The sequence below is a fragment of the Xanthovirga aplysinae genome, from assembly GCF_009711365.1.
Taxonomy (GTDB): domain Bacteria; phylum Bacteroidota; class Bacteroidia; order Cytophagales; family Cyclobacteriaceae; genus Xanthovirga; species Xanthovirga aplysinae.
The window spans coordinates 1-1,699 of record NZ_SMMB01000454.1 but is presented as its reverse complement, the minus strand read 5'-3'; the positions used below and the strand labels follow the sequence as shown (position 1 = coordinate 1,699).

The 1,699-nt window shown below is 35.7% G+C and carries 3 protein-coding genes and 1 pseudogene; all 4 read right to left on the bottom strand.

Going from position 1 to position 1,699, the window contains the following annotated elements:
• Positions 1 to 472: 472 nt before the first annotated feature.
• Complete coding sequence (locus tag E1171_RS01760; protein WP_155203476.1) at positions 473 to 961, bottom strand: transposase; 489 nt, start codon at positions 959 to 961, stop codon at positions 473 to 475.
• A gap of 241 nt (positions 962 to 1,202) precedes the next feature.
• A complete protein-coding gene (locus E1171_RS24585; protein ID WP_281347196.1) occupies positions 1,203 to 1,325 on the bottom strand; it encodes a hypothetical protein in 123 nt (40 codons plus the stop codon).
• Positions 1,322 to 1,492: a hypothetical protein gene (locus tag E1171_RS01755; RefSeq protein WP_155203474.1), complete on the bottom strand. Its 171-nt coding sequence runs from the start codon at positions 1,490 to 1,492 to the stop codon at positions 1,322 to 1,324. Before E1171_RS01755 ends, E1171_RS24585 begins: the two co-directional genes overlap by 4 nt.
• Positions 1,489 to 1,656, bottom strand: a pseudogene (locus E1171_RS24865) (transposase); the annotation flags it as partial. The gene E1171_RS01755 and the pseudogene E1171_RS24865, both read right to left, overlap by 4 nt.
• Between the last annotated feature and the right edge of the window lie 43 nt (positions 1,657 to 1,699).

Sequence of the window (1,699 nt, the reverse complement as noted above, 5' to 3'; positions counted from 1 at the left end):
TATACTTCTTTTAAATCTGATTTACCTACTACTTATATCAGTTTTAAATCTGAAACCAATGCAAGGCATGTCAAGGATTATGATAATGCTCCCGAGAATTTAAGACAATTGGAAAAAGAGCTGGAGAAAAGGCTGAATGGTTTGGAGTGGAAGAAGGTTAAAGACTTATGATTTTTTAATTACTTTATTTTGAGGCTAAATAGCCTGTATTAAATATTTTGCTCTTTTTAAAAGAAACTTTTAGATAAGATAAAGGTTTTTAATTTCAGGACATGAATAATAAGTTTAGTAGCATCCCCTTACTTAGCATGCAATTTTTGCTAAATTATGTCCAATGGACATTAAACCAGTCTCAATTTCAACTTTTTTATGGCCTCGAGGGCAAAATCATTTAAACCCTTTGTTTTGTTTGAGGTATCTGAAGACAGCTTCTACTTCACAGGGTCTTTTTTTCCTGTGTTTTATCCCTTGCTCACTTAATAAATTTCCCCAAAGCCTTTTGTTTATAATGATTTAACTTACTGTTTAGGGCAACAATTCGGTTAACTTTCTGCTTATGACAACCCGCTTTTAAGGGGCAACGCTCACAATTTCTAGCTTGATAAAGGGTATTGTATTGCTCAAATCCGGTACTCGTCTTACGTTTACGACTTCCTATCCGATCCATAGGTTGGCTTGCGGGACAATATAATCGGTCATTTTCTTTATCATAATGTAGAGTAGAAGGGTCAGATAACTCTAATTTCCCTTTGATTTTCTGTTCCTTATGAAAATGAGGATACTTTACATAGGGTTCTATAACTTCTGTTTGTAAATATTCATAATTCTCCTCAATTCCATAATCAGCATAGGCAGTCACGGAGTCTGGCAGCTGGTCAAATTGATGCCCAAAAGTAGCAAATTGTTCTATTAAGGTGGGTAGTATCTGTTGGGATAGGATGAATGGTGTAGTAATGAACAAGCTAGTTCTGTATACTCATTTGCAAATTATAAGCCGGTTTTAATTGCCCGTTTTGCATGTGGTCGTCTTTCAAACGCATAAAAGTAGCATCAGGATCAGTTTTTGAATAACTGTTTCTACCATTGAGTATATGTTCGTGTTTAGCGTACTGCTTAAGCTTACCAGGCCAATTCTTTTTAGCATAACGAACATTTTGCCTTATTTGTTGATCTACCTCTTTTTCTTTTAGGGCCTAATTGATCTAATCAATAGTCTGTTCAACTTTATCACCTTCTAACAGAGTAAAATCTGATGGTTTTTCATTAAGCTCCTCTTTAGCTATTTTTTCCGTATAGGCCCATAATTCTTCCAATTGTTTGGTCAAACGTTCCTTATGGGCTTTAGTACTTTTACCTCTACAAAGGAGTATCGGTTAGCATTGGCCTCTATCTTTGTACCATCGTGGTAAACTTCTTTTAAATCTACATGACCGGATTCTGCCAGAAGGAAAACAACCTGGGTAAAGCTTCTGTTAGCACCCCTTTCAGTCATTCGCTTGAAAAACGATTAATAGTATTGTGGTCAGGCCGACTCAGGCCCGATAGCCACATAAAATAAGGACTTTCTTTAAGAGCTCCTTTAAGCTTACGGCTAGAGTAAATATTGCACAAGTAGCCATAGGCAAGAATTTTTAACATGAACCTTGAATGATAACTGGAGGTACCCCTCCTTTATATTTTTCTATAATATATTCAAAAT

Coding starts and splice junctions, on each gene's coding strand:
- E1171_RS01755 (WP_155203474.1), bottom strand. CDS start 1,492: ATGACTGAAAGGGGTGCTAACAGAAGCTTTACCCAGGTTGTTTTCCTT.